This window comes from Butyrivibrio sp. WCD3002, assembly GCF_000424265.1.
GTDB lineage: Bacteria > Bacillota > Clostridia > Lachnospirales > Lachnospiraceae > Butyrivibrio.
Window position 1 is genome coordinate 787,866 of sequence record NZ_AUJO01000001.1, and the last position, 26,382, is coordinate 814,247.

The 26,382-nt window shown below is 41.5% G+C and carries 17 protein-coding genes; 3 read left to right on the forward strand and 14 right to left on the reverse strand.

The annotated features are described in order from the left end of the window. Positions 1–61: 61 nt before the first annotated feature. The 5 genes from G608_RS0103285 to G608_RS0103305 form a co-directional block, all read right to left on the reverse strand. Positions 62–2,656, reverse strand: coding sequence for a glycoside hydrolase family 3 protein (locus tag G608_RS0103285; RefSeq protein WP_026494827.1), 2,595 nt, complete (start codon positions 2,654–2,656; stop codon positions 62–64). 73 nt (positions 2,657–2,729) lie between these two features. Then, entirely contained in the window at positions 2,730–4,571 is a 1,842-nt protein-coding gene (gene uidA, locus G608_RS0103290) for a beta-glucuronidase (protein ID WP_026494828.1), read from the reverse strand. A gap of 477 nt (positions 4,572–5,048) precedes the next feature. Further along, positions 5,049–5,939, reverse strand: coding sequence for a carbohydrate ABC transporter permease (locus tag G608_RS0103295; RefSeq protein WP_026494829.1), 891 nt, complete (start codon positions 5,937–5,939; stop codon positions 5,049–5,051). Positions 5,940–5,956: 17 nt separating this feature from the next. Next, entirely contained in the window at positions 5,957–6,907 is a 951-nt protein-coding gene (locus G608_RS0103300; RefSeq protein WP_051198097.1) for an ABC transporter permease, read from the reverse strand. 110 nt (positions 6,908–7,017) lie between these two features. Then, a complete protein-coding gene (locus G608_RS0103305) occupies positions 7,018–8,655 on the reverse strand; it encodes an ABC transporter substrate-binding protein (RefSeq protein ID WP_081677267.1) in 1,638 nt (545 codons plus the stop codon). A 167-nt stretch (positions 8,656–8,822) separates the two neighbouring features. Between G608_RS0103305 and G608_RS0103310 the strand changes: the two genes are divergently transcribed. Further along, positions 8,823–10,637, forward strand: a complete 1,815-nt coding sequence (locus tag G608_RS0103310; RefSeq protein WP_026494832.1) for a sensor histidine kinase — start codon at positions 8,823–8,825, stop codon at positions 10,635–10,637. 18 nt (positions 10,638–10,655) lie between these two features. Then, positions 10,656–12,221 (forward strand): response regulator transcription factor, encoded by a 1,566-nt coding sequence (locus G608_RS0103315; protein ID WP_026494833.1) that lies wholly within the window; start codon positions 10,656–10,658, stop codon positions 12,219–12,221. Here G608_RS0103315 and G608_RS19705 read toward each other — a convergent pair. Both G608_RS19705 and G608_RS19710 read right to left on the reverse strand, forming a co-directional pair. Further along, a complete protein-coding gene (locus G608_RS19705) occupies positions 12,197–14,851 on the reverse strand; it encodes a hypothetical protein (protein ID WP_051208762.1) in 2,655 nt (884 codons plus the stop codon). The genes G608_RS0103315 and G608_RS19705 overlap by 25 nt on opposite strands. 18 nt (positions 14,852–14,869) lie before the next feature. Next, complete coding sequence (locus tag G608_RS19710; protein WP_051208763.1) at positions 14,870–18,157, reverse strand: alpha-L-rhamnosidase; 3,288 nt, start codon at positions 18,155–18,157, stop codon at positions 14,870–14,872. Positions 18,158–18,418: 261 nt separating this feature from the next. On the opposite strand from G608_RS19710, the gene G608_RS22150 reads away from it, so the two are divergent. Further along, positions 18,419–19,567 carry a GGDEF domain-containing protein gene (locus G608_RS22150; RefSeq protein WP_051208765.1) on the forward strand — a complete coding sequence of 383 codons (1,149 nt, stop codon included), beginning with the start codon at positions 18,419–18,421 and terminating at the stop codon, positions 19,565–19,567. Between the two features lie 82 nt (positions 19,568–19,649). Here the strand turns inward: G608_RS22150 and G608_RS0103340 are convergent, their stop codons facing one another. The 7 genes from G608_RS0103340 to G608_RS0103365 all read right to left on the reverse strand — a co-directional run bounded on the left by G608_RS0103340 (position 19,650) and on the right by G608_RS0103365 (position 26,339). Next, complete coding sequence (locus G608_RS0103340; RefSeq protein WP_026494834.1) at positions 19,650–19,922, reverse strand: hypothetical protein; 273 nt, start codon at positions 19,920–19,922, stop codon at positions 19,650–19,652. A gap of 100 nt (positions 19,923–20,022) precedes the next feature. Beyond that, complete coding sequence (locus G608_RS0103345; protein WP_026494835.1) at positions 20,023–20,718, reverse strand: YggS family pyridoxal phosphate-dependent enzyme; 696 nt, start codon at positions 20,716–20,718, stop codon at positions 20,023–20,025. Positions 20,719–20,730: 12 nt separating this feature from the next. After that, positions 20,731–21,339 carry an NUDIX hydrolase gene (locus G608_RS0103350; RefSeq protein ID WP_026494836.1) on the reverse strand — a complete coding sequence of 203 codons (609 nt, stop codon included), beginning with the start codon at positions 21,337–21,339 and terminating at the stop codon, positions 20,731–20,733. A gap of 37 nt (positions 21,340–21,376) precedes the next feature. After that, positions 21,377–21,547, reverse strand: a complete 171-nt coding sequence (locus tag G608_RS24400; RefSeq protein WP_081677283.1) for a manganese efflux pump — start codon at positions 21,545–21,547, stop codon at positions 21,377–21,379. Between the two features lie 134 nt (positions 21,548–21,681). Beyond that, on the reverse strand, positions 21,682–23,595 hold the full coding sequence (locus G608_RS0103355; protein ID WP_026494837.1) for an EAL domain-containing protein: 1,914 nt from the start codon (positions 23,593–23,595) through the stop codon (positions 21,682–21,684). 193 nt (positions 23,596–23,788) lie between these two features. Further along, a complete protein-coding gene (locus tag G608_RS0103360; RefSeq protein WP_026494838.1) occupies positions 23,789–25,150 on the reverse strand; it encodes a sodium-dependent transporter in 1,362 nt (453 codons plus the stop codon). 82 nt (positions 25,151–25,232) lie between these two features. Continuing rightward, positions 25,233–26,339, reverse strand: a complete 1,107-nt coding sequence (locus G608_RS0103365; RefSeq protein WP_026494839.1) for a cation diffusion facilitator family transporter — start codon at positions 26,337–26,339, stop codon at positions 25,233–25,235. Positions 26,340–26,382 lie beyond the last annotated feature (43 nt).

Consider the following 26,382-nt stretch of genomic DNA (forward strand, 5'->3'; position numbering starts at 1 on the left):
TAGCTCCTCCTGTAAAAGTCTTTTGCTTTTTTCCCAAATAATTTTAATACCAAAATATACTTTATTTCGAATAGTCCTTCATCATTTTAACATAGTTAAGGAGATGGATTACAGCAATTCTGAGCTCATTTAATGTAACTCTTCCTTCCTCGTAACCCTTTAGAACCTGCTCTATTACAGGCGGCCCACCGGGCATAACAACATCATTTCCTGCAGCCACGGCATCTGCACCGTCAACAACAAAATCCATGTCGCCCCAGTCTGTTACAACTACGCCCTCAAAGCCCCACTCACCGCGAAGTATTTCGGTGCAAAGTGCATGACTTCCACCTGCAAAGGTTCCGTTTATCTTGTTAAAAGAACTCATTATAGTTACTGGCTCCGAGTTTTTAATAACCATCTCGAAAGGCTTTAAATATATCTCTCTGACTGCTCTTGCAGAAACTATGCTGTCCACGGCGTCGATATTTTTCTTAAGACTTCCTCGTCTGTAGGTCTCCTGTTCATTCAAGGCAAAATGCTTAGGGCAGGTTGTAACCTGATTATTTTCTATGGCACCTTTGCAGATCTGTGTGCCCATGGTTCCGCATACAAATGGATCCTCTGAAAAATACTCAAAGGCTCTTCCTTCAATAGGATTACGGATTATATTAAGTCCCGGAGCAAGCCATGCGCTTACCTTAAGTTCCTGCGCTTCTCTTCCGCAGGCGCTTCCAAATTCGTAGGCCAGAGCCTTATTGAAGGTACATGCCAGCATCATGCCTGTTGGCCATGCTGTTTTTCCAACGCTGGCAGGGCCGTCTTTATAGTAGCAGGAAAAGATTCCATACTTATCGATTGCAGGATTGATATAGCCGGGCATTGCCTCCGGATGGGTGTTTTTACCAATATCCGTGCCGTCATCATACTGAATGGTTACAGGTGCCTTCTGACCGATTCCTCCAAAGGGAAGTCCGGGACCAAAGCCATTGCAAAGTACGGCAAGCTCCTTGACGCTCATCTGACTTACAAGGGCTTCCATAGATGCTCTGCCTGCAATTACATCCTCGAGTCGTATGCATTTTTTCGCGTCATTGTTGGTATCACTACCTTCTGAGGCATTACTGTTTTCTGCTGTTTTTCCTGATGCGTCCTGAGAATCATTCTCAAAACTGTATTCCTTTTTCTGACACTCTTCAATAATCACATCATCCTTGGAGATAGTGATTTTTCGAAGACTTTCGGTATCAGCTACAGCCTTTTCCTTTTCAGGGCAGATAAGCTTAATCTTATCTTTGTTGCAGGACTTCATGCCGATGTCTGCGGTAACTTCTTTTGTAACAATCTCTTCATTGACGATTATTTTTCCAAAAGTCGCTACATTGTCAGAGCTGTTTCCAAGCAAAAGAATGTACTCACCCTTTTCAATTACATAGCTACCGCCATTTTTACCTTCTTCAAAAACAGCCAGGTCGTTTAGGTCAAATGAAAGTGCCACTGTCTCTGATGCTCCCGGTGCCAGCTCAAAGGTCTTCTCGAAGTCCACAAGCTCCTTATAGGGATTCTTTTCTTTTCCAATGGGCTTATGAACATAGAGCTGAAGGGTCTCTTTTCCTGCAAACTCAGAAGACTTATTTGTAACCTTAACGGAAACCAGTGCTCTTCCGCCAACATTTACAAAATTCACCACCTGATAATCAAACTCAGCGTAGGTGAGTCCGAATCCAAAAGGATATGCAACCTTCTTCTCAAAGGTGTCAAAATATCTGTAACCAACATACATATCCTCGGCGTATACAGTGACAGGGCTTACATCCTTGCTTGTACTTCCGTTATCCTCGGCAGAGAGCTCGTAATCCTCATAGGTTTTGATTTTGGCACCCTCATCCTTGTTAAAGGAAAAATGCTCTGCTGTGGGATAATCCTCGTAGCTAAGTGCTGCTGTCTGGGAGAGCTTTCCGCTAAAATATGCTTTTCCGGAAATAAGATCAGCAAGGGCGCCTGCTGCCTGCTCACCTGCTGTTCCCATGAAAATTGCAGCCTTGATTTTATCGTTTGCCTTGATCCAGCTGGTGTCTACCATTCCGTTTACATTAAGAACAACGATTACCTTTTCAAAGCTACCGCAGGTAGCGTCCACAAGGGATTTTTCCGCATCCGTTAAAAGATAATCATCCTCTATTCTTCTGTCGCACTCTTCGCCGCCGGTCTGCCTGCCGATCACAAGAATGGCTGTATCTGTATCCTTTTTCGCGTTCTCAAAAAACTCCTTCTCCGGTACAGGCTCAGGAGTAACTGCCTGATATTTTCCAAAAAGCTCATAAATGATTCCGCTGGCAACAAGACCTTCTAAATCCATGGCTGCAAAATCAGCCCCCTTACTCTTAAGCGCTTCCACTTCCTTTTCATGGACATTTTGATAATACTTATCAAAACATTCGTCCAGTTTTATTCCTGCATTTACAAGCTCATCCCTAATCTGAAGTGTATTATCGCTGTGTGAAGCTCCGGATCCGCCACCACCGATGATTGTGGCATTCTGTGTTCTGCCGATCAAAGCCACCTTCTTTCCAACTTCAAGAGGCAGTACAGCGTCATCATTTTTAAGAAGAACCATAGCTTCTGTAGCTATTTCTCTAGCTAATCTAAGTCTTACTTTTTCATCCCTATATTTCATTTTGTCAACCCTCTCTAGTATTTCAGTCGAATGGATTATTCATCTATAAAAGCGCAAGGCTAATGAAGATTATTTACTTCTCCCATCTTTCCTTCAATTTGAAAGCTATATCCTTTGGCTGTCTGTTACGTGAGAACACACCCTTTTTATTGCCTGCAACGCGGAAGGTTCCCTCGGAGGTCTGGAAATCTGCAAAATTCCAGGTCAGCTCACCCTTAACGAAATCATACTTATCAAAGATTTCAAAGTTCATATCATAGTACTCATTCTGATACTCCTGGGTCCACATAACTGAAGGCAGCTTATGCTCAGTAGCAAGCGTATCTGCGCCAAACTCTGTAAACACAAAAGGCTTATTCAGATTAAGCGCCTTCCACTGATCCATTTCCTCAATGAAAAGCTCTCTTGCATCAGAAAGCTCTGAACCACCACTGATATACCAGCCATAGTATCTGTTAAGGCTGATAAAATCGCAGAACTGATAACACTGGCACTTATCAGGGGCAGATGTTTTCTCTAAAGCTCCTGTAAGAGGCCTTTTCTGAGGATCAAGCTCTCTTGCATATTCGAAAATATCCTTGAAGTAATCATGGGCAAAAGTGCTTATGGTCTCAGGCTCGTTGAAAAGACTGAAGGAAATAACAGAAGGATGATTTTTATCTCTTACTATCATCTCTCTTACAGCGTTTAAGTGATTCTCCTTAAGCTTCGGTACAGTATCTGTTTCAAAGAAATATGTATATTTTGCACCTCTTCCTGCATCCATAAAATTAAAGAAGGATCTCATCATTCCAACAGCAGGAACCTCATCGATAATAAGGAAGCCCTCTTCATCTGCGAATCTGTACCACTCCTCAGCATAGGGGTAATGGCTTGTTCTGAAGCAGTTTGCCCCGATCCATTTCATGCACTCAAAATCACGCTTTGCTACTCCGTAGTTAAAGCCTCTTCCAATAATATCGAAATCCTCATGCTTACCAAAGCCCTTCAAATAAACGGGCTTGCCGTTAAGAAGAATATCCGTACCCTTTATCTCTATGGATCTGATACCGATTTTATCTTCGTAGGAATCAATTACTTCTCCGTCAATAACTGATAATTCAATATCATAAAGATAGGGCTTTTTTACATCCCATAGTACCGGCTCTTTTACTGTCAGTTCGCATTTACCGGACACTGTATTATCAGTATTATTGCTATCGCTCATATCAAAGGTACTATCAGCAACAACCTTACCATCTCTATCCTTAAGCACTACTTTTCCCTTAAGCTTAAAAGATGCGCTTGCTGCTACAAGTTTTACCTTCACTACTGCAGTATCACCATTTATATCAGTAACAACATCATAGTCAGTGATATGCTCATTTTTTAAACTCATAACCCATACTGAGCGATGGATTCCCGCATAGTTAAAGAAATCGAAATAGGGCTTTACCAGCTTCTTACCATTCTTAAGTGTGCTGACATTTCCGCAGGGAAGCGTAGTCTCATCAAGCTCATTATTTGCCTTAACAACCAGCTTGTTATTCTCACCGTAATTAACAGCCTCTGACACATCAAGAACAAATGGAAGAAAACCGCCTTCATGGCTTCCAACCTCTACGCCATTCACATACACTGTTGCCCTGTGAGTAACACTTCCAAACCTGATGTAAGTCTTCTTACCCTCCTGCTTCTCCGGAGCATAAAAATCACACTCATACCAGAAGGGTCCGCAATAATCCCTTGACTCCTTATCAGTGAAAAAATCATTAAAGGACGCCGGCACCGGCATATTTATTGCACTCTTAGGAAGCCCCTTAGTCCAGCCATCACCTTCACCTTTTTCTTCTCTATCAAAACTGAACCTCCAAAGTCCGTCCAGCTTCATCTCATCCCTAAACCTATTCCTAATCGGATAAAGTAAACTCTCCATACTCTTCACTCACTTTCTTATTTTTTTCATTACTTTATTTATCCACGTAATCGATCTGTTTTTATTGCAAATACTACGTGGAAAACATCAAATTTCCGCACTTGTACACGTAAAAACTCAGCTGCAACAATAAACCTAATATGATCTATACCAACTCCTGGAAGAATATCCCCCATAACTCTAATGCAGAATAATCAATAACTCTCATACGGTGTAAACCATAACCCGCACATGATATAAGGCATCACCTCACATGCTATAAGCCATACCTCTCACATGGTATAATGCATCGCCCTTACATGGTTTAAGGACTGATTCAAAAATAGGCTCTGAATATATATATTAGGACGAAGCGGCCTTGAAAAACGTCGGCACTTAGATGGCGTTTTTTGCCATCTTAGTACCGCTACGTTTTTCACGGAGCCGAGAGGCGTCCGCAGAGCACTAATATATATATACAGAGCCGTATCTTTCGTATTAACCCTTAACACCGCCAAGGGTAATGCCCTTAACGAAGTTGTTTTGGATGAAGGGGTACACGATGATGATGGGAAGAACACCTACTACTGCCATTGACATACGAACAGCTACACTCGGTATTGATGCAAGCGCTGTACTTGCATTACTTGATACTGAACTGTTCTGTGTCAGGAACTGAATGTTCTGAATCATTCTGTTAAGCAGATTCTGAATTGAATACAGATCTGTTCTCTTTGTCAGATAAATGTAACCATTCATCCAGTCGTTCCAATAAGCGATTCCTATGAAAAGACCAATTGTTGCAACAATAGGCTTTGCAAGAGGAAGAGCTATACGGAAGAATGCCTGGAACTCTGTGGCTCCATCGATGTATGCTGCTTCAAGAATCTCTTCTGGCACACCTGTTACGAAGTAAGACTTCATCATCATTACGTTGAATGCATTCATAAGAAGTCCGGGTACAAGCAGTGCGAAGAATGTGTTCTTAAGTCCGAAAACATTCGTATAGTTAATATATGTAGGAACAAGACCACCATTAAATAACATTGTGAAGAATACGATAAAAGTAAGTACTCCTCTTCCGGGAAGGAATGTCTTTGAAAGAGCATATCCCATAAGTGTTGTTATAGAAAGTCCAAGAGTTGTTCCAACAATTGTAAGCAGTATTGAAATCAGATATGCATGAGGTACTGAATCACCGCTGGTGAAAATATACTTATATGCTTCCAAACTCCATTTTTCAGGGAAGAATGAATATCCGTTTCTGACAAGCACCGCATTATCTGTAAAAGAAGAAATAACCAGAAGGATAAGCGGTATTACTGCACAAAGAGTAACGATTGTCATTATTATATGACCAAAGATCTGAAATCTTTTTTCCTGTCCCATAACTATTTCCTCCTTTCTTAGAATAATGCACTATCGGGATCAAGCTTACGAACAGCAAGGTTAGCTGCCATAACAAGAATGAATCCGACAATTGACTGATAAACACCGGCTGCTGCTGACATTGTGATGTCACCAAGCTCGATAAGTCCTCTGTATACATAGGTATCGATTGTGTTTGTTACCTGTAACAGGGCACCTGAGTTCTGAGGTACCTGGTAGAAAAGACCGAAATCTGAATAGAAAATTCTACCGATAGCCATAAGTGTGAGCATTATGATCGTAGGTCTAAGCAAAGGAAGTGTAATGCTCTTTATCTGCTGCCACTTGGTTGCACCGTCAATAGCTGCTGCCTCATAATAGCTTCTGTCAAATCCAATGATTGTTGAAAGATAAATGATACAGTTGTATCCGATACCCTTCCAGAGATTTACAAATACCAGGATGAAAGGCCAATATTGCTTTTCCTGATACCAGCTGATTGGATCTTTACCGAGAAGTCTAAAGATTGAGTTATTTATGAATCCGTTCTCTGCTGAAAGGAAAGCAAATACCAGATAGCTGATAATAACCGCTGAAAGCAGATAAGGAAGAAGGATCACTGACTGATATACCTTCTTGATCTTATGCGTAAGCTCTGAAAGAATTATCGCGATTAAAATTGCAAACACTGTATTGACTATTATGAACACAAGATTGTAACAAATAGTATTTCTGGTAATGATAAATGCATCCTGTGTTGAAAACAAATATTTAAAATTCTTAAGGCCCGCCCATTTGGAGCCGTAAATTCCGTTTTTAGCTTTGTAATTTTTAAATGCCAATATGATTCCCGGCATCGGCATATAGTTGTTGATAAACATATAAATAAGGCCCGGGAGTGCCATGATATAGATCGGTATAGAACGCTTTAAAAGTGACTTGCGTTTTGCGGGTGACAATTTCTGTTTGTACTTTTTCTGCTCTGCCATAGCCCCTTCTCCTCTTTTTTCCATGAAAATCGCCATCCCGGATCTCAGAATATTCTTTAATCCGAGATGGCGTTTTATATACTAAATTACCTTCTCAAATTTATTACTTATTACTGAACACCATTTGCTGCTGCCCACTCATCAAGAGCTGCCTGCTTAGCTGCAATATAATCATCAAGACCTGCTTCCTTAAGTCTGCTCTCAAGTTCAGGAATACCTACTTCAGGATCAAGGAATCCAAGCTCAAGCTGTGACTGATATTCTGAGTAAACGTTTGCAAGAGCTGTGTACTCTGCTGAGTAATCGCTGTTATCATAGGTGAAGCCCATAGCCTTACTAGCTGTAGCGTTGTCGTTGAAGTCCTGCATTCTATCCCAGATTGTAAGCTCATTACCTTCCCAGATCTTAGCGATGAACTGGTTGGGCATTTCCCAGTTAACGTTGTTGAAGTACTCTGAACTGTTTGCATCGATACCATCAGCATATGTGATGTGTCCATCGTCTGTCTCTTTCCACTCTTTTCCTTCTTCACCCCAGCAGATGATTGTTGAAGCTTCGGGATCTGAGTAAAGGAGATTGAGAACCTGCATTGCAGCAACCGGATCATCTGTGTTCTGGTTGATGCACCAAGGCATTGTGTTGTATGCACTAGAGCCCTTGAAATCAGGGCCAAGCTGGAAGATGATCATCTCTTCGCCGCAAAGGTTTGACTCCTGCTGCTTGATGCCGGGCTTTGTAGCTGTCTTGTAAGCCATAAGGCTTCCGGACTTAACCTGAACTGTTGTAGCTGTTGTCTCTGTGATAGCGTCAGGTGAAATCCATCCTCTCTGGTTCCAGTCATACATTCTTGAGCAGAGCTCTTTGTACTGATCGCTTGTGAAAAGATCACCAACCTCAAGGCTGTTTACAGGATCAAGAAGTACACCGAATACATCTGAAGGGATATCGATTGCAAGACACTGGCTCACAACTGAAGAGGTATCCATGTAGAATGTTGTCTTCTCGGGATGAGCCTCGTGAAGCTTTCCTAAGATATCCTCAATTGTATCGAAATCAGTATAGATACATTCCTCGCCATCCTTGTAAAGAGATGCGTAATCAAAACCGATCTCATCAAGAAGAGCTTTAGGGATTGAAATGCCAAATTTACCGGCTGCATCATCCTTCTTTACAGGTGTTCCATATAATGTTCCGCTTACACGGCATCCGTTGATCTCATCCTCTCTGAATGCGCTGAGGATTCCCTGACCATATTTCTGGATAAGGTCATCTTCCTCAAGATCAAGTGTGTAACCCTTGTTTACACAAGGCATAAATCCAACTGAAACTGCGTTGAACAGGTCAACCTGCTCACCGGATGCAAGCATAAGGTTCATGTTCTGTGAATATGAAGCTGCATCCATAATCTGAAGCTCAACCTTAACACCGAGCTTCTCCTCTGTGATCTCAGAAAGCTTTGATGCTACTCTGTCGATACCTGCAGGTGATCCTGCGAAGTTCATGTATGCGATTACAACTGTAGGTGTCTCGCCTGAATCCTTTCTCTCCTGGATAGCTGCATCTGCTTCTGCACTGTCAGCTGCTTCAGCAGCACCATCAGACTCAGCAGCATCTCCTGCTTCGTCAGCTGTTGTCTCAACAGCATCTGTGGCATCATCAGCATTATCGGATGCTCCTCCGCCACAACCTGCAAGCATTCCACAGGTCATTACGCCAGTTAAAAGTAAAGCCATTAACCGTTTTTTCATTAATAGTTACCTCCCTTTCAATTCCAAAATCTTCTATATACAAGCCACCTTCTACATAGCTTGCCTTAACCTAATGCAAATTATAGAATATAATGGTTACTACAATGTTGTACTTTTATTAGCTGTTTATGTAAATTTCTTAGATGATGAAAAAAGAAAAAAACAATTTGAAAAACTATTCTTTTAGAAAAAGACTATATAGGATTCTCTACCTTCTTTTCGGGGTAACACTGGCAGGACTGATCGGTTATTCTGCCTTTTTCAGTTACTCCATGCAGCAGCGTACCTATAAGGATGTACGCCAGCTTCTTTCCCTATATAATGAAGAAACTTCCAAGGACCTTAAGAGTGTTGACTATTATCTTATGGAGCTTAAAAACTACAGCACAGAAGTTGCCACCACCGCAACACTCGAAAGCATTAATGGTCATTATAGCAGCATCCTTCGCATCTCTCAGATGTTTGAATTTAATCTGCGGTCCTTTCCCAGTATTAAGGGTATGTACGCATATTTCCCAAAGAGCAACACCTGGGTCGGGTACAGTAATACCGCTGAATCTCAAAAGACCTTTCAGCCATTTTTAAAAAATCAGTTTCAGAATGAAGAAATACTTGGATATATCGAAGATGCCAATGGTCTTAAATGGATTCCATATAATTATGAAAATAAGACCTACCTTGTTAAAACCTTCATGTATGATAACAGTATGATTGGAGCATGGACTGACCTAAACACCCTCTCCTCATCGCTTACATCTCTTGATGATATGGAAGCAGTCATTATTTTTACAGACAAGGAAGGTAACGTTATAAGTATCGAAAGTCCTTCCTCTGTTGCGAAGGATATGGCAGCTAATCTTGCAGAACAAAAGTACCAGCTAAGGCTTCCATTAAAAAAATCTCTGAATGGATCTTCTGAGATAACTGTAGACTCCAAAAGATATATGGTGACCACACAGGAGCTTGATTACTGCGACTACTACATAACAGCCATGATACCCATGAAGATAATATCCCAGTCCGTAAACACCTTCTGGCGCTATGCTCTTTTGTTCATGATCCTCATTCTTATCGTGTTTGGAATAGTGGTCTATTTCTTTAATAAGCTTGTAGGCGGAACCATGAAAATGCTTACATCCATGAATAACGCTATTATGTCAGGGGATATGGATCACAGAATAGATGTAACGGATGAAAGATGTGATGAGGTCCTTGAGGTTGCAACTACCTACAACAGTATGGTGGATCATATACAAAAGCTTAAGCTCGATGTTTATGAAGAACGAATTCATAAGAAAAACTTCCAGCTGTTTTTCCTCAAATCACAAGTTGCTCCTCACTTCCTTATAAACTGCCTCAATATGATCACTTATCTGGCAGACGGCACTAAGGAAAATACAGCTATTCTCCGCAGGATGATCGAGACTCTTTCCAAACATCTGCGCTACACCCTCAGCACATCAGAGCATGTACCTCTCTCTAAAGAGCTTGAATATCTTGATAATTATGTGGAGCTTACCAAGATACGCTTTCCGGGTTGTATAACCTATGAAAAGGATATCGACGAAATGGCACCAAGCGCTGAAGTTTTCCCTTTAATTCTCATTATGTTCATGGAGAATGCTTTCAAATTCAATCTTATTATGGGAGAAGAACTTATCGTAAAAGTAAGTGCAAATGTCTACCTTAAAAATGATGAAAAAAGACTTCACATATCCCATGTAGACTCAGGAGAAGGCTTCTCTGAGGAGTTCTTAGAGCAGTTCAACAATGACCAATACATACTTATTGCTGACAAAGATGGAAATCATGTAGGTATAAAAAATGTTGTATCAAGACTCAGACTCTATTATGATGAGTCTGCTGTGATGAAGCTCTCAAATGAACCGGGCATGGGTGCCCGCATTGACCTGGACATTCCTTATGTGGAATATCAGAAGCCAAAAGATGAAAAGACTACAATGAAAGGAATTATATCCTGATTATTACCGGAGGACTAAATGACATTACTTATAGTTGATGATGAATTTTACTTGGTGCAGGGTGTAAAAAACGCCATCGATTTTGAAGCACTTGGAATAGACGAGATATATACAGCCTACAGCGCAGATCAGGCAAGGTCTGTTTATGAAGAGCATACCGTGGACATACTGCTTTCAGATGTTGAGATGCCCAGGGAAAACGGCCTCTCTCTGATAAAGTGGGTAAAGGATAACGGCTATGAATCCATAAACATTCTTCTGACTGGTCATGCCAATTTCAACTATGCAAGAGAGGGAATCTCTCTTCAGATTCTTGACTATGTACTTAAGCCCGTGGAGGAAAACAGTCTTCGGGAAGTCATGGAAAGAGCTATTGATAAAGTAAAAGAAAATCAGCAGCAAAAATCAGAGCACCTGCAGACAGCAAAGCAGGAATTATGGAGAAACCTTTATAACGGAACGATTTCTGCAGATCAGGATACAATTACAGAATTCATGACAAAGAACTCTATTCCTGAAGAAATGGCTGAGATTTTCTATTACTACGCTTATCTTCGCGCTGAGACAACAGATGATGTTTTCAGCGCCAATGCCGTGCTTTCTGCATTGGAGGATCAGTTCAGCTCCGGTATATATGTAACTGCCGTTGACAAGAACCGCTTTATGATAAACATCAGCTTAAGTGAATACGCGGATGTCGACAGCGAGCTGGAGAAGAAATTGTATACCTGTTTTACAAATACAATGGATAAGCTGCAAAAGGAAAATGACAGCTTCAGATTCGTATTCTATCTGTTCTCAGGTGCACCGCTCTCAGCAGCGCCTTATGCCTACGAGCTGCTTGAGCACTACTCCAAAAACATACTCACATCGGAGAACAAGGTTATCTCCATCGCAAATGTGCCGATGGATTCCATTTCCGCTAAGACCGCATCGGACTCAGAACAGATCGATATTGCAAAATGGGAAGAGCTTCTCTCCATGAACAGAGCAGATGACATCCTTCTGGATATCAGAGGCCTACTCATGAAAACTGATTCAACCTTTTCCGCGGGACTCCTTAGGTCTATATATTACGGTCTTATGTCAGCAGTGTTTACTGTGCTTGTACAGAAAAACTGTTCTCCTATGAATATATCATCGCAAATGACCCACGCTACAGACCCACGCACCATCACCACCTCGTCAGAGGGACTTTTGCAGTGGGCAAATTCTCTTCTTAGAAGTGCATCAGACCTGCTTACAAGCCAGAATCCTGAGGAGAATATTGTTGAGCAGGTTAAGCTTTTTATAAAAGATCACATCGACGATACAGATCTTTCAAGAACTACTATTGCAGAGGCTGTTCACATCTCTCCGGATTACCTGTCATACGTTTTCCATAAGGAATCAGGGGAAGTGCTATCCTCCTACATAAACGGAGAAAGAATCGCAATTGCAAAGAAGCTACTGTTAAACACAGCAGCTTCTTCACAGGAAATAGCCGACAAGACCGGCTTTTCAAACGTATCATATTTTAGTAAGCAGTTTAAGAAAACAACGGGACTTACACCTAACGCTTACAGATCGGAGCATAAGAAATAAGTTACATCTCCCACGATTCCGCTGGGTGAAACCGCCTTGATATCGGGGCCAAAGAAGCCTCTTCCCCCGGTCATCTTGTGAACCATGCGCTCAAGAGTAGTTCTGACTTCTATTCTCAGCATATTTGTACCATCCTTCACAAGTCCACCAATCTCAAATACATAGGGCGGACAAAGTGCAGAGCCTGCATATTCATCATTTATCCAAACCTCAGCAGCTTCAAATACATCTTCAAGATGCAGATAGGCTGCTTCTTTTTTGCCCTCAAAGCTTGTCTCATATCTGATTATTCCCGAAAAATCAGGATGTATCTCAAGGATATTTCTAAGCTCATCTACAGTAACCTCATCCTTGAAGTTCGGATATTCCTCATTGCTTGTAAAGGATACCTTGAAGGGTCCCTCGATCTGAATTCCCTTTTCGTCCACCTCTGGAAGTGTTATGGCATTTGCCTCAAACTCAGCATTATCCTCAGGAACGACAATTATGGCCATCTCGTAAGGGTGAAGTGCAAGGCTCACCTGACCCTCCTCACAACTTGTAGTAAGGATTCTGTTCTTAAAGGCATCATACTGATAAACCGTTCCCGATACAGGAAGCTTAACCGTTCCGTCAAAGGTCTCGCTGATGCTCTCATTGGAAATAAGATAAAGCCTATCACCGTTCTTTTCGTAGTTGTAAATTCTAAGATCCTTAAAGGTATCCGAAGTAACAACAGCGTTTTCTGTAAGATTTTTAGCTGCAATATCAGCAACCTCTGTAAGCTCACAGATATCGGCGTCTTCTGGTCCAAAGCCTGCAAAAACAACCGTAAGCTCAGTATCCTTAGCCTTTTCCAAAAACGAAGAAAGCTCCTCCGGAACAAATTCGGTTCCCGGGATTATCAGAGTCTTAAAGAGATGTCCGTTAATTAAAAGTCCTTCTTTTTTGAGCTCCGGCTTATACTCTCCGCCATCTGCAAGGGCGTCCACAGGAATAATGTCAAAATCAATCTGAGCTTCATCCAGCTTTCTTGCTACCTTTGCGCAGTCCATGTACTTCATTCCGGACCACTCAGCCTCTGCATGATATAAAACCGCAGTTTCTACCAAATGCTTACCGCCGGAAATAAGGTGCGCCACGCGGTTAAGATAAAGCATAAGCTCTCCAAAGGGCTTATACAGCGTATTCTTTCCATGGGCATAAAAATGAGGCGGACAGTCAAAATCCGGGAAATCCTTGGGACTGAAGGCATGAGGCACAAAGTGGTTCACACCTCTTACAAGGAAATGATCAAGCTCATATTTCATGAGTCTTGTTCCCTCTTCCCAGCCGTAGGCTCCAAAAATCTCGCACATGGTATCACCATGCTTTTTCTCATCAAGGTCAGCTAAAGAAGTGCCAAGTCTTCCGAGAACGTGGTGATAGAACTCTCCGTCAGCGCCAAGTCCCAAAAGTCCCTTGTGGCTTATATCTGCGCCGCCTTCAGTTACCTGACCACCGATGTCGTCGATACCTGCAAAGTCCTGTCCCCAAAGTGAACGGAAGTAGTGTCCCTGAGATGAACCTAGCTTTGTACTGTTATCGTTATCTTCAACTATGTGACCAATATACTTAACGCCGTGCTCCCTGCACCACTGACCTATCTGCTCTCCAAAATTGCGGCTGCAGAGTCTGCTTACGATATCCATAAAGCCTGTGCGAATATCAGCTGTGAACTCATCGCTTCCAACAGGCATCCAAAGCGCAGGAATAAGCCTTCTGTAATCAGCTCCAAACCTCTCTGTCATCTCCCCGGGCATTTCCTCACTCCAGGGAAGCGGCATATCATGATTACCGATAGCAGCGTCACTTCCGTTATAGCCTGTCACGTTACCGATTTCAGGCTCATCTGAGAAAAAGCCAAGGATAGTTTTTCCAAAATCGTCCTTATAATGGGCATAATGAGGCTCATAGCAGGCATCTATCTGGATACGGCAGGACTTTTTACTGAGGAAGTTTACATATCCTCCTCTTCCGCCGCCATTTCTTGTGGCGTAGATTATGAAAATACGCCATACGCCAGCAGGCACATCAAAGTTGAGGATCCCGTCATTTACTTTATCTGTAAGATCAATAAGGCTGTCATCCAAGTGATAGATATCATCCTCTTTGCCATCAACCCTTGATGCGATCACTGCAAAAAGCTCATCATCATCGAATTTTCTTTTCTCTCCGCCGCCAAAGGGACTTGCGGGAGCAAAAGGACTGTCGTAGTGTTTTGCAGCTGTTGCCACATCGATTGTCACCTGCTTTTTGGGTCCTGCCGCATCAACGCAGGTGTATTCAAGGAACTGCTTGCAAAGCTCAGGCTCTGCATCTGCCATTTTGCCTGCTGCCTGTCCGCTTGGGAAATGAGCATCATCCAAAATCCACAGCTTCATATCAAGCTTTTTTGCTTCATCCATAATGATGTCGACATCATGAAACCAGCCGTCCCCCGCATAATCGGGATGAGGTCTTGCTTCAAGGCACATCTCCTTTATGTTGGCATCATGTATTACATTTACATATTTTCTAAGCACAGCCTCATCTTCGCCATGCTGCCAGAAAAATGGCAACACGTAGTTGCCATTTTCCCCCTTTATACATTCAAGTACTGCTGAACCCATTTCAAAATAACTCCCATTTTATCTAAATTCGTGTATACCGCTTCCTACTTCCACTGCCTCTTTTCCCGGCATCATAACAGTTGCACTGCTGCCTGCAGGAACTTCAAGTCTGTAAACGTAGCTGCCGTCCTCTGAATGCTCCCAGCCTGCCCTGATAACTCCGTATGGCGTTGTGAAATGTCCCTTCACATAGGAATAGGTCTTATCCATATAGGGCTTAACCGTGAAATGTCTGTAGCCCGGTGCATCCTCATCTCTCATAATTCCAAGAGCGTACATATAGAACCACTCTATAACCGCACCCAGAGAATAGTGATTGAAGGAATTCATGCTGTTGTGGCCGCCAAAGCCGTTCTCAATTGTAAAGGAATCCCATCTCTCCCATATACTTGTAGCCCCCTGTGTAACGGGATAGAGCCAGGAAGGACAGCCCTTCTGAGACATAAGCTTATAGGCATCGTCGCTGTGGCCCGTCTCTGTAAGCATTGGATTAAGAGGCGCCGTTCCAAAGAAACCGGTTTTCACAAGATATCCCGTCTTCTTTGTGGCATCAGATAATCTGTCGCCCACAAGCTTCTTCATCTCATCAGTAACCATCTTAAAGGACAGAGGGAGCGCGTAGGAGCACTGTGTATCATCCTTTGTTTTTCCTGTTTCCTTATCAAAATATTTCTCATTAAAGGAAACCTTCAGTTCCTCGTAGAGCGTCTGATATGCTGCAGCATCAGCATCTTTTCCTATAGCCTTTGCCATACGGGCCATTGTATAGGCGTTGTAGCCGTAAAAAGCATGGCAAATCAGAGATATATCTGTCTCCTCCGGAGCAAGCCAGTCACCAAGTGTAAAGCCTCCCCCAAGGTCTCCCTGCTCCCACAACCCTGCGGAGTAATCCATATAGAGCTTTATTGCATCGTAGTTATCACGAATTACCTTCACATCGCCATACTGCTGGAAAAGCTCCCAGGTTACATGGATAGCTGAGCTCTCGTAGGTATAACCGCCAAAGCCGCCGCCAACAGGAGCGATATCCGGAAATTTTCCGCTTTCATCCTGAAGGTCTCTCATGCACATGAGCCAGTTTTCATAGAAAAGCCTGGTGTCCGCATGGAACATGGCTGTTCTTGCAAATATGGATGTATCGCCGTCCCATCCCATTCTCTCGTTTCTCTGAGGGCAGTCTGTGGGGATACTGATAAAGTTGGACTGCTGGGATCTTCTGACATTCTGTATAAATTTGTTAGTAAGCTCATCCGAAGTTTCAAGAGATGATGTCATATCAAATGCCGATGATAAAACAAGCATCTTCACATCTGAAAGCTCAGGCTTTTTGGAAACTCCGGATATTTCGATATATCTGTAGCCTCTAAAGGTAAAGGCAGGCGTATACTCTTCGCCGCTTTCATCTCCCTTAAAGGTATAAAGGTCTGTGCAGTCAGCATCTCTAAGGTTCTCAACCATCATTGTGCCGGCTTTTCCCTCAAACTCAGGGATGTCCGGATAGAGAAGCTCTGCATACCTAAGGGTCGCTGTATTTCCCTTTTCTCCGTGAAGTCGCAGCTTAGGTACACCTGCTACGTTTACACCCATGTCATAAATGTAGACGCCATCTGAAACTTCGCTTACTGAAAGCGCTGTAAGTTCGTAGGATGCCTTTACGCCGTCGCAAGCCTGTCCTATGAGAGAGGTCTTTTCAATATTTACTTCAGGCCATACCACAGGACCTGATGACATGGTCTCTTCGTGATAGATGGGCGTAGGCTCGATCTCTACAGCCTTCTCCCAATCGCTGTCATTATAAGCTGCTTCGGAAAAGCCCTTAACCTTATCCTCTCTTGTGGCATCATAGTGCTCACCATGGAAAAATCCGGCATAAGTGTAAGGACCTTCGCCGTAGTATTTCCAAGTATCTGTCTCTGTGGGAATACTTGCTACGGTTCCATCCTCGTAGGTAACCTCGATAAGACCGAGGAAGGATTCCTTATCACCATAGTAGTTATAATTGCCAAGGACAAAGGTCTGGGCATCGCTCCACCAGCCTGATGCAAGAATTACACCGATGGCATTTTTTCCGCTCTTCAAAAGCTCTGTAATATCGTAGGTCTGATAGAAAAGATGTCTGTCATACTGAGTAGCACCGGGATTAAACCAGGTGTCTGTAACCTTACTTCCGTTTACCCTGCACTCATAGATACCTCTTGCGGTGGCATAAAGTCTTGCCTTCCTAATCTTCTTATCTGAAAGCTCGAACTCTTTTCTGAGCATAGGAATAGAGGTGTGACTCGGATCCTTTGTGAGCATAAGATCCTCAGAAGCTGTTCCATAGATGCATGCTGTACTGTCGCTATCACTTCTGTTTTCATCAAAGGTATATGTATTCTTATCACTGTAAACAACACCGTAAGGCTTTCTGAGGTTCTTAACCTCAATACTGTAAAGGTCTGCCCCCTGTCCCTTTTCCATGAAAACACCAAGCTCATTAAGTCTCGGGAATGTGTTTACATCATTTGTTCCTATAGGATTAAGCGCTCTTGGAGCCTCAATCTCTCCAAAGAAGGATCTGTCTTTAGATACATCTATGCGCTTACCGTCAAGAACTGTGTATGCTCCGTTACCTCTTACATCAATGAAAAGCTCATGCTCCTCATATCTGTTTGCTTCTGTCAAAACGTCCTTTTTCTCAGGATCGTCATAGTCCTTAACGAGCACCTCAACAAGCGGCTTATCAGCAGTGTCCTCAGGAAGGATTCCCACTCTGTAGATTCTAAGCGTTGCAGGAATCTCTTTTACATCAAGCTCAAACTTAAAGTAATTTTCCCTATCCTTTATTCTCTTATCGTTTCTTCCAAGTACTACTGCGAATTTCGATGTACCCTCATGAATTCTGAACCTGGCTGTCAGTCCAAAAACTCCGTATACATCAGAGCTAAGCGAATACTCAGAAGGCCCGATCCACTTTGCACCGCCAAAGCTGTCCTCATGGTCCATCATGAAGCCTGTCTCAAAAAAGTTCCCTTTACTTTCTGAGCTTCTTCCATGATTATCAGTAACAGTCACATCAAAGCTATAGCAGGTTTTGGCTTTAAGAGCCTCTCCTTCATAGCATACTTCCGAAAAATCCGAGCTTTCTATTTCGCCTGAATCCCAGACAATCTCTCCACTTTCATTTTTTACGATTACTTTCGCAGATTTTTGCAGAGTATCCTTCTCATCGCTTTCAAGTTTCCATGAAAAGCGAGGCGAAGATGTGTCAATTCCAAGAGGATTAACCCTGTACTCCGTCTTACATTCAAGAATTTTAAGTCCCATAAATACCCTCGTTTCTATAAATTTTGTCACTATTTTTACAATTAATTATTATTGTACAATGAAAAAAATCTTTTCGTAAGTTCTTTCTTATTTTAGCGAAAACTTTTCGTAGTTTCCGAAATTTCTTTTCGTAAGCTTTCATAACTAGCCTTTTTGCTGAAATAATCATAAAAAATGTATAAATTATTTTATAGCTATGTAAAAATCGGGTACTAATCGTGCTAAAATATTTTCTAAATTAAAATATTTGGGAGAAATCTTGTGACAGAAGTTTTTTATTACATTCAGGCAAATCTTTCATGTTTTTTATGTTTGGGACTTATACTCTATAAAATCAATCATAGTATCGACAGGCAGACATCTACTGTTATTCTGAGAAGATTGATTATCGTTTTGATGACATATTTTTTCACAGATAGTATGTGGATATTCTTAGACAGCGGAATCGTTCCTGTAGGTCATGCTGCCATGATTGTGTCCAGCATCATTCCCTATGTTCTCATAGTATGCAGTTCATATTTCTGGTTTGTTTATTGCGAAGTTTTGCAAAGAGATAAAGCGATGTTCACCAAAAAATGGATGTTCATCGCATCCATACCGATCATCGTAACATTAGTGCTCATTGTGACAGCCTCCTTCACGGGTCTGGTATTTCATTTCGATGAAAACAATCACATACACTACGGTCCCTTCTATGCTGTTCTTTTGCTTGTTCCCTTCGGTTACATGCTTTATTCATCGGCAAAGGGCTTTTACAAGGCATTTACCCAGGGCCGCTATTTAGATCACATGGTATACCTTACAATTGGTATATTCCCGCTGATACCTATCATTACCGGCGTACTGCAGGCGATATTTATGTATATTCCTTTTATGTGCTACGGTGCATCTTTTTCAATATTGATGATCTACCTGACAACCCTTGAGAATCTCATATCCATGGATTCTCTCACACAGGTAAATAACAGAAATCAGATGCACAAATATCTCCTTCGCAAAATGAAGAATCCATCGCCCAACCTTTCACTGTATCTGATGATCATAGACATAGACCATTTCAGGGATATAAACGATTCCTTCGGACACATGGAGGGTGACAGAGTTCTTGTACGTGTTGCAAATGCCATGAAGGATGCCTGCATTGCTCACAGAAACAGATTCTTTGTATCACGCTTTGGCGGTGATGAATTCATTGTAATCGCTGAGACCGAGTATAAGGGCGAAGTAAACTGGTTATCCGAAAAGATTCGTTCAAACGTTAAGCTCTACAATGATAAAGCTGATGTTCCCTATAACCTCTCTGTATGCGTGGGAATTGCTGAATATGATTATGCTAATCCTGTTCCGATCCCTTCACTTATAGCAAGGGCCGATACAGATCTTTATCACAAAAAGCACGCAAGAGCATGACTTATTAAAAATAACATAATCCCCCAAAAATAGTGCAGGTAGAAATTACATCTACCTGCACTTTAATTTTGTCTTTTTCTATTTATGCCCCGCCTGCTACTGCCTTTAGGGCTTCAAACTCAGACTCGAAAACACCGCCCATTTTTTCCAGCTCATCCCAATTGTACCAGGACCCGGACAGCTGTATTGCATTTATCGAAACATCAGTAACTACTACCATGAAGGGTCTGTGATTAATAACAATATATGCAGTCCTGTTAAGGCCAAAGGGAGAAATAAACGCATGACCTGTGTCTATCAGATTATTGATCTGATCCAATGTGAGATTTTTCGTTAATGGCATAGTTCTAAGCATATTCGTCCCCTTAGTATAACTATTTATAAATTTATTCTAAAGGTCTGACATCGTATCATCAATAAAATAAATATGAATTTTACATAAAATCGTGTATTGATTAAATATTATAATTACGCTCACCAAAGATTCCTGTGCCAACTCGGACAAAGGTTGCACCCTCTTCTATAGCAACCTCATAATCGCCTGTCATTCCCATTGAAAGGGTATCAAGGTGGAGACCTTCGATGTTTTCAGCGTTGATGTCATCAAGCATCTTCTTAAGAGCCTTGAAGTAAGGTCTGTTGGTCTCGGGATCATCGGTATAGGGAGCGATTGTCATAAGTCCTCTTACCCTTATATGAGGAAAAGAAGCTATGCTCTTAACAAAGTCCGGAGCTTCCTCGGGAGAAAGCCCAAACTTGGAATCCTCTCCTGCCATGTTCACCTCACAAAGTACATCCATTACAAGGTCATGCTTTGCAGCCTGCTTCTCAATTTCTTCTGCAAGACTCATCTTATCCACGGAATGAATCATGCATACTTTTCCCGGAAGATACTTAACCTTGTTGGTCTGAAGATGTCCTATCATGTGCCAGTTAAGGGATTCCTTAATCTCCTCTGTCTTATCCCTTATCTCCTGAACCTTATTTTCTCCGTAAACAGTAATGCCGCAGCTCATGGCTTCCCTGATATCCGAAACCGGCTTGGTCTTACTTACTGCGATAAGTGTAACCTCGCTCCTGTCTCTGCCGGCTCTCTCACAGGCTGCCTGTATGTTTTTCTCTACAATCTCAAGATTTTCTCTAATAGACATAGCTTCATCCTCTCAAATATTTAAGAAAGCAAAGGGGTCATCATCTGCAAGGAAATGATAAAGCTGCATTGCTGCAGGCATGGCTACATGCTCTTCCTTGAGAATCCTTCTGACTTCGTCTTTATCTGCCAAAACCACCTGAATTTCCTCTGTGGGCTCCTGATATTTATCAGTTATTTCACCATCAGCATAACCAAACACCATAGCTACTGATTCATCCGTCATTCCTACAGATGAAAAACGCGGTGCTTCATACATTTTATCAACATTTATGGGATGGAAGTTAAGGCCTGTTTCCTCGTGAAGCTCTCTTACAGCAGCTTCTCTGTAGTCCTCTCCTTTTTCACAAAGGCCTGCAGGAAACTCATAGATATAACCGTCAATTGGATATCTGTACTGCTTAACCATAACCACTTTATCATGCTTCTCGCCGTAAAGAGCATATATTCCAACTCCGTCTGCCACGTTTTCATGAGTAGTGATCATCAGTCCGGACTTGTCCTTGTTCCTTGATGCCACAAAATAGTTGCTCTCATGTCCCTTATCATTAACTCCCTTTGCATGAAAAAGATTAAGGAATTTGTTCGTTGTAAGCTGCTCCAAGCTGGTGATTTTAGCCATTTTCACTACTCCCGTTCTGTTTTATTTTTATGAAAAATTATAGTCCCAAAAATCCTTTAACAAAAATCTCGATTCCGATTCCGATCAGGATAATTCCACCCAAAATAGTAGCTCTTCCTGCAAGCTTAAGTCCAAATTTTCTTCCGATCTTAAGACCGACGATGCAGATAACGAATGTAACAACCGCGTAGCAAGACCTACGCCCAATAAAACAGAATTAAAAATAAATAATATTAACTTAGTCATATCTCTACCTTTAATCCAAAATATTATGTCGCTTGCCCGACTTATCTATAATACACCTTTACAAATTAAAAATCGACAGCCTTGCGAGCTGCCGATTTATTCTATTTTATTTTGGTTCCTGTATTTTTGAACAAATTCATCGGATGGTATCGGAGGTGAAAACAGCATTCCCTGAAGATAATCAACTCCCAGAGAAGTCATTTCCCGGGCCATCTGTTCTGTCTCGATTCCTTCAGCTGTAATACCGAAATTCATTCCCTTGAAGGCCTTTACCATCATGGGAAGAATAGTATCGGGCTCTTTACAATAATCCCAGACAACCTCCATATCCAGCTTGATGTTTATAAAAGGACTTCTCTTCATTCTTGAAATATTGGAATAGCCCTTTCCATAATCATCAAGAACGAATTTAAAACCGGACTTCTGCATGATCTGGATCTGTCTCTCCATAAGGAACTCATCCATTATGAAAACTTCCGTAATCTCCAGATGAATCAGATTAGGATTAACCTCATATTTGCGAATTATTGATGAAAAGCGATCTACAAGATCCGATCTCATGAACTGGATAGGTGACAGATTTACGTTGATAAATTCGAGTCCCAGACTTTCCAGATCATTTGATGCTATGAATTTACATACCTTTTCAAATACCTGCTCTCCAAGCTGATTTATTCGTCCATTCATTTCCGCTATCGGAATAAATGCGCCGGGAGAAATAATTTTCCCATCAGCATCTCTGATTCTGGAAAGTGCTTCAGCACCGATAACTTTTCTTGTAACAGAATTCAACAGCGGCTGTAAAAATACCTCTACCTTATCGTTATCAACGGCATATTCCAGTGCTTTCTTAACATCAAGTCTGTCCTCGTAATCCTGTAGCGTTCCCTCATCAGAGAGGATGTTGTAATCATCACCCATGCTTTCAGTCTTATCTAAAAGGAGATTTAGGGTATTAAATACTTCATCCACACTTCTATATGCTTTATTGCAGTCCACAATCGCATAGCAGGCATCCAAATACAGCTCTGCATTAAAAGCACGCCATGGCATCTTGAACCTGTTTCTTAGTTCTTCATGGATAACCTCAAACTCCGTTTTGTTATCACCAAGAATGATAAATCTTCCATTGTTGTAATAGAAATTCAGGCATTTAGGATAGCACTTAATGAGATGCGAAGAAATAAGAGCAATACCCTGATCCATCTGAACTCCGCCGTATATCTCTCGCATATCATGATAATCATTCAAGACAAAGGCAAGCATTTTAAAGCCGCGCTTACCAAGATTTTCTTCAACATAACTCCTAAGTGCCTTGGAATTAAAGGCATAGCTTCGTCTTTCAAGAAAGCCCTCAGGGTTTGCAAACACCAGATAAATAACCATATCCGACATCATACAGAAGGTATCGAATAACAGTACTTTTGGCAATGAATATCTAAAAATCAGTCCTACGAAAATGATGAAGTTAAAGAAGAAAATTCCATATCGCTCTCTTTTTCTTCTGATCCTGTCCCTTAATCTGAACATGATAATAAACGAATAGATCACATAGAAAAAAGAGACAACATAGATAAGACCATGGAAAGGTCCCCTGTGATATCCTGTATCATCTATATAGAAAATTGTTCCATGAACAAAGCCTATCAGCACCAGTAGCTGAAGGAAAACAATGGGTAAAGCTACAATTATTGTGTGGATTCTTTTAGCATAGGTATCAACCCTTAAAAGAGCTGCTGTAAAGCAGTAGTAAAGGTACATTCTTGCAGCAAAGGAAATAAAGAAGACCGCGTTTAATAATATCAATATAGGCGTTGAAATAACCTGATAATTATTGTCTGCCCAGCTTGATATGATATCAAACAAGATTACTATAGCTTCATTGACCAGGATCGCCAAAAACAGCTTATTCATTCGTATTGGCAATCTGGGAAGCGCAAAATAGAAGCCCATTATTACAATTAACATCAACAGGCTTGGAATAACATAATCGAAATTCCAATTAACCATACATGGTACCCCACATTTTCAATAACTATCTTTATTCTATATGAACCCTGCCAACACTTAAATTAAATAAGTAGTAATAAATTATTAAAAAACAAGAAAAAAACAAAGTAAAAAAAGGCAGTGAAACCATTAATTCATGTATGGCTTCACTGCTTGATTTTATTGAATATTTATCGCTTTTTTGTCTATCAGATTACTGCATCAATCCCTGTATAATGATCACCATGATAAGTACAGGAAGTACATATTTGTAGTAGGTCTTAAAGGCCTTTGACATCTTCATTCCGACACCGGTATTGGTCTCTTCCAAATAGTTATCAAAGCCCCATCCATGCTTGCTCACACAGAACAGAAGGAAAATCAGGGCACCAACAGGAAGAAGGATATTGCTTACAAGGAAATCCTCGGAATCAAGCACATCTCTTCCACCGATGATGTGAAGGTTGCTCCAGAGGTTGTATCCGAGCACGCAAGGAATACTAGTTATAAATACTACGATACAGTTGATGAAAATTGATTTTTTTCTGCTGATTCCAAAGGTATCGGTAATTATCGCTATAAGATTCTCAAATACCGCTGTAACGGTTGAAAAGCTTGCAAATGTCATGAACATGAAGAACATTGTTCCCCACACTCTTCCCATAGGCATGTTGATAAATACCTTAGGCAGAGTTATGAAAATAAGTGCCGGACCCTGATCAGGCTGAACATCATAGCTGAAGCATGCAGGGAAAATAATAAGTCCTGAAATAATAGCCACAAAGGTGTCAAGGGCACATATTCTGATGGACTCACCTGTAAGGGCATGATCCTTTGACATATAGCTTCCGAAAATTTCAATAGCACCGATACCAAGGCTGAGTGTAAAGAAAGCCTGGTTCATGGCAGCTGTTATCACCTTGCCAAAGCCAACCTCCTTTGCTCTTTCAAGGCTTGGAAGCAGATAAAATCTTATACCCTCGCCTGCCCCTTCAAGAGACACAGAATGAATGGCAAGAACCATAATAAGAACAAGAAGGCCGATCATCATTACCTTGGTAACCTTCTCAAGTCCGTTCTCTACGCCAAGAAGCAGAACTCCAAATCCGAAGATAACGGTAAGGGTCATGAAAATCCCCATCTCGTTGGGATTTGCAAGCATGTTACCAAAAACATCTCCTACGGCCTCTGTAGCAACACCATCGAATTTTCCTGTAGCAAATTTATAAAAATAATTCAGCATCCAGCCTGATACGTTGGTGTAATACATCATAAGAAGGTAGCAGCCAAGAGCGCAGAACCATCCGTGAATATGCCACTTTGATCCCGGTTTTTCCAGGGCTTCGTAGCCTCTTACTATAGTTTTACCGCTGGCTCTTCCTACAGCCAGCTCCATTGTGAGAATCGGCACACCCATTATTACAAGAAATAACAGATAAAAAAGAACAAATATAGCGCCGCCGTTTGCGCCTGTGATATACGGAAATTTCCATACGTTACCAATGCCGATGGCACATCCCGCACTTACCAATATAAAACCAAGCCTTGAACCAAAGCTTCCCCTCTCATTGCTCATTTTTCATACCATTCCTTTGTTTAAATAATTTTGTTTTAACAGATAAAACTGTAAACTATATCCCCTGTGCTTTGCAAGTGTTTCAATCACTAATATCCCTGTCAATATTGATAATATAATCATACTCAGGAAATTCTGCTCTAAGCTCATCGTAGACATCCCTGCGAAGCTTCTCCACATCCTTCTCATCGAAGGTCACGACCATATCAAAGGATACTCTATCACGGACTTCATCAAGATAGAATCCGTGGATCTGTTTTATATGTTCATGTTTTTTGATAACTCTTACAATATCATTATGAAGCTTACCGGCAACGGAATTATCACTATTCTGAGAATAAATTCCAACGGCCTCTAAGGCTACGCCATGCTCCTCGTAAACCTTCATTACAATCTCGCGCTGAAGTGAATCAAGTCTCTTGATTGTAATGTCCTCCGGAACCTCTATGTGCACTGAGCCGACAATCTTATCGGGACCATAATTGTGAAGAAGGAGGTCATAGGCACCATTTACTTCTTTAAAGGTCGCGATTGTTTTCTTTATGTTCTGTGTAAATTCAGGACTCATTCTTTCACCCAATATCTGAGAAAGAGTATCCCTCAGCATTTCTGAGCCTGCTTTTATAATTATGATGGAGATGATCGCGCCAAGCCATGTTTCAAGAGATATTCCGCTAAAAATAAAAATGATTGCCGCAACCAGAGTTGATGCTGAGATAACCGAATCAAGCTTTGCATCCTCTCCTGATGCTATAAGGGAGTCGGAATTAACCTTCTCACCTGTCTTTTTAACATAGGTTCCAAGAACTATCTTTACCACTATAGCATCTGCCACGATGATAAGTGAAGGTACGCCATAGCTTGGAAGCTCCGGATGTATGATTTTTTTTACTGATTCAACAAAAGAAGTTATTCCGGCATAAAGTACGATTACGGATATTATGGCTGCACTTATATACTCAATTCTTCCATATCCAAGGGGATGCTTCCTGTCCGGAGCTTTGCCTGCAAGCTTTGTTCCAACAATTGTGATGATTGATGACAGCGCATCACTTAAGTTATTGACTGCATCAAGTACGATTGCAATTGACCCCGATAATATTCCGACTGCTGCCTTAAAGCCTGCTAAAAGACAATTGGTGATGATTCCAATAATACTGGTTCTGATGATTATACTTTTTCTGTCCATTTCTTCCTCTATTACTATGTGGGTGTGCCACCAGGGACGGTTC